This window comes from Pseudomonas sp. EGD-AK9 (assembly GCF_000465935.2).
In the GTDB taxonomy this organism is placed as follows: Bacteria; Pseudomonadota; Gammaproteobacteria; order Pseudomonadales; family Pseudomonadaceae; genus Aquipseudomonas.
Genome location: NZ_AVOF01000314.1, coordinates 1 through 3,727 on the forward strand (window position 1 = coordinate 1; position 3,727 = coordinate 3,727).

A 3,727-nucleotide genomic window follows, 5' to 3' on the forward strand; every position below is an offset into this window, starting at 1 on the left:
CAGCATGGCCTGCGTGATCAAGGCGCTGAGCCTCAAGGAGGCGCTGCTGGTGGTCAAGCGCACCGAACAGCTGCCGCAGGTGCTGGAGAGTGCGGTGCTCGACCTGGAGCAGGGCGAGGCGGCCGAGACCGCCCGGCTCAACGGCTACCTGCACGCCGTGGCGGCGCTCGAGCCTTCGCCTGCCAGCGAGTGGCTGCAACTGAGCTTCCGCTTCGTCGACCGCGACCCGCAGAAACTCGACTACCTGTCACGCCTGATCGCCCGCGGCACCGCGCAGAAGCATTTCGTTCCCGGCGCCTGAACCCGCCGCCTTAGCCCGGATGCGATCCGGGGAAAGATGCAGCGCTTGCCCCGAAACACCCCGCCCCCGGCCGACCGACGGCGGTGAGCCGGTTCACAGCCCGAGGCTCGGCGCCTGGCACGGCCGCGCAGGCGCTGCTAGCCTTGCTAGCCCGGATATCGAAAAGCCATAAGATCCGAGTCGTTATGCTAGGGCGTCTGATTTTCCTCTGCAGCCTGCTGGTCCTCAGCGGCCAGGCCGCTGCCCTGACCATCTACAAGTACGTCGACCAGAACGGCGTGGTGACCTATAGCGACCAGGCGGCGCCCGGCGCCCAGGTGTTCGTGTTCCGCGACCGCATGGTCGAGCGCCTGGACAACCAGGTGAAGCTGGAGACCAAGCAGCACCAGGCCGGCGAGACCCTGCTGGTGCGCAACGACCTGTACGCCCCGGTGGAGATCGAGCTGCGCCTGGAACAGGTGGAGAACGCCGTCGGTGCGCCGGACAAGCCGATCCGTTGGGTGCTGCCGCCGCGCAGCAAGATCCGCCTGGCCACCCTGGCGCCGCGCGAGGCCGGCCTGCCGCTGCGTTACAAGCCCAGGCTGCGCTATGCCCTCGGCGACCCGCGCCTGCAACCGAGCATCCACCGTTACCCGCTGCCCTGGCGCGGCGGCCCGTTCCGCCTGACCCAGGGCGCCGGCGGCAAGTACAGCCATTTCACCCCCAAGGGCCGCTACGCCATGGACATCGCCATGCCCGAAGGCACGCCCATCGTCGCCGCGCGCGGCGGCGTGGTGGTGAAGACCGAGAACCAGCAGAGCGGGCGCGGCAACAACCCGGCCGGCAACTTCGTGCGCATCCTCCACGACGACGGCACCATGGGCGTCTACCTGCACCTGATGAAGGGCTCGGTGGCCGTGCGCGAGGGCCAGCGGGTGGAGACCGGCAGCCTGCTGGCGCGCTCCGGCAACACCGGCAACAGCACCGGCCCGCACCTGCACTTCGTGGTGCAGCGCAACGTCGGCCTGGCGGTTGAGTCGATTCCCTTCAGCTTCCGCCAGCCGGTGGACAGCCTGCCCAACTTCGCCGTCGGCGGCGAATAGCGCCGCCCCTCCCCCAGCCGGCTTCTACCCGGCCGCTCATAACCTATCCCCACCTTTTCCTTAAGCCGGGTCGCCGCTGCGTCGCCTGTGTAAGGGGCACGTCCGCCCATTGCGCGGCGCAGGCGGAAGGCGGCCTTCCGCCCGTCGTCCGCGGTCCCGCGAGCGGAAAGGATCTTTCACCTGGCGGAACGCCTAAAGCCCTCTAAATCAAGGGTTTCAGCTGTTGGCACCGCTATTGCTACCTCACAGGAAAACGGGTGTCCGACTATGGCTATCGATTCAGATTACGTTCAAAGCATGGCGACCCAGCTGGCCCAATATGAAGTGCAGGGCCAGCTGGCCAAGACCAACCGCAACCAGGCGGCCTACAAGGCGCAGCTGTCCGCCCTGACCACCCTGGATACCGCGCTGAAGACCTTCAAGACCGCGGCCAGCGGGCTCAAGCTCGCCGGCAGCAGCATGCTGGTCAACAGCGCCAGCTTCAGCCAGGAGGGCTATGCCAGCGCCACGGTGGGCAGCAAGGCGGTGGCCGGCAGTTACGACTTCTTCGTCCAGCAGCTCGCCAGCAAGAGCCAGATCGCCCTGCAGGGCCTGCAGGACGGCGACCTGGGCAGCGGCAGCCTGAGCATCGGCCAAGGCGGCGACGCCTTCGCCATCGACCTGAGCAGCGTCGGCACCCTCGACGAGCTGGCCGCGGCGATCAACAACGCCGGCGACAACAGCGGGGTCAAGGCCACCCTGGTGCGCAGCAACGGCCAGGTCAACCTGGTGCTGACCAGCGAGAAGACCGGCGCCGACCAGGCCATCAGCCTGAGCGCCAGTGGCAACGTCGCGGTTGCAGGCGCGGTGGCGGGCAAGCAGGAGCTGTCCGTGGCCAAGGACGCCATCGTGCGCCTGGGCGGCGAGAGCGGCATCGAGCTGACCAGCACCAGCAACACCTTCGACAACATCATCGACGGCGTCAGCCTGACCTTCAGCAAGGCGCACAAGAGCGGTGACACCCCGCTGACCATCGATATCGGCCAGGACCAGAAGGCCACCAAGGACAAGGCGCAGTCCTTCGTCAGCGCCTTCAACGCGCTGATGAGCAGCTTCGACTCGCTCACCGCCAGCGGCGGCGAGAGCGGCGGCCGCGGTGCCCTGGCCGGCGACGCCAGCGTGCGCGCCATCGAAACCATGCTCAACCAGCTGGTGCGCACCTCGTTCGGCGGCGCCAGCCTCACCGAGTTCGGCATAGTCGCCGACCGCAACGGCAAGCTGACCATCGACAACGCCCGTTTCGAGAAGGCCGTGGCGGCCAATCCGGAAGGCTTCGAGAAACTGTTCACCGACAAGGGCAACCTGCTCGACACCCTGGACAAGAACCTGGCGGTGTACACCAGCAGCGCCGGCGGCCTGCTGACCAATCGCAAGGACACCCTCAACACTCAGCTGCGCCGGGTCGACCAGCAGTTCGACAACATCCAGAAGCAGTACGACTCCTACTACAACCGCTATCTCCGCCAGTACACCAGCTTGATGCAGACCATGGCGGCGATGGAGCAGACCTACGGAATGTTCTGATGACTGCCTACAACCTCAACGAAAGCTACGACAGCTACCGCACCGTCGACCTCGAGGCGCGTGCCGCCGCGGCCTCGCCCTACGAGCTGGTGCTGGTGCTGTTCGACGGCCTGCTCGACGAGCTGGCCCGCGCCCGCGGCCATATCGAGGCCAAGCGCTACCAGCAGAAGGGCCAGTCGCTGGAGAAGTGCCTGAACATCCTCAATGGGCTCAACGGCGCCCTCGACTACGAGAACGGCGGCGAGACCGTACAGGGCCTGGCGCGCCTCTACGACTACTGCATCTACCGCCTCTCCGACGTCAGCGTCAGCCTGTCGCTGGACGGCCTGGACGAGGTGGTCGGCCTGCTCGGCGTGCTGCGCGAAGGCTGGGAAGGCGTGAATGCCGCGCGCAAGTGAACTGCGCGCGCTGCAGCAGCTGCACGGCCAACTGGCCGAGGCGCTGGCGCAGGGCGACTGGACGCGGATCGGCGAGATCGACGGGTTGATCCGCTCCTGCCTGCAACTGCTGGCCGGCTTGCCGACGCTCAGCGACGAGGTGCGCGAGGCGCGGCGGCGTCTGCAACAGCTGCACGGCCAGGCACGCGTGGCCTGCGCCGAAGAATGCGAGCGGGTGCGACAGATGCTGCTCAGGCACCTGGAATACGCCGAGGGGCGTAGCGCCTACCTGCGCGTCGATCAGTTTCAAGGTGGGAGATAACGCGTGTTGCAGCCGATCAATCCGAATACCCGGGCGCCCCTGAGCGGCCCGCTCGGCGAAGCGCTGCCGGCCGGTTTCGCCC

General features: G+C 67.3%; 4 protein-coding genes and 1 pseudogene. All 5 read left to right on the forward strand.

The window, feature by feature from the left end; translation table 11 throughout:
• Positions 1 to 301 (forward strand): annotated as a pseudogene (locus N878_RS14840) (response regulator); the annotation flags it as partial.
• Positions 302 to 486: 185 nt separating this feature from the next.
• The gene (locus N878_RS14845) at positions 487 to 1,383 is read left to right on the forward strand and encodes a peptidoglycan DD-metalloendopeptidase family protein (protein WP_021444412.1); all 897 of its coding nucleotides are present in this window, start codon (positions 487 to 489) and stop codon (positions 1,381 to 1,383) included.
• 267 nt (positions 1,384 to 1,650) lie between these two features.
• Positions 1,651 to 2,946: a flagellar filament capping protein FliD gene (gene fliD, locus N878_RS14850; RefSeq protein ID WP_031303223.1), complete on the forward strand. Its 1,296-nt coding sequence runs from the start codon at positions 1,651 to 1,653 to the stop codon at positions 2,944 to 2,946.
• Positions 2,946 to 3,344 (forward strand): flagellar export chaperone FliS, encoded by a 399-nt coding sequence (gene fliS, locus N878_RS14855; RefSeq protein ID WP_021444414.1) that lies wholly within the window; start codon positions 2,946 to 2,948, stop codon positions 3,342 to 3,344. The genes fliD and fliS overlap by 1 nt, the downstream gene beginning before the upstream one ends.
• A complete protein-coding gene (locus tag N878_RS14860) occupies positions 3,328 to 3,645 on the forward strand; it encodes a hypothetical protein (RefSeq protein WP_021444415.1) in 318 nt (105 codons plus the stop codon). The genes fliS and N878_RS14860 overlap by 17 nt, the downstream gene beginning before the upstream one ends.
• The last annotated feature ends 82 nt before the right edge of the window (positions 3,646 to 3,727 follow it).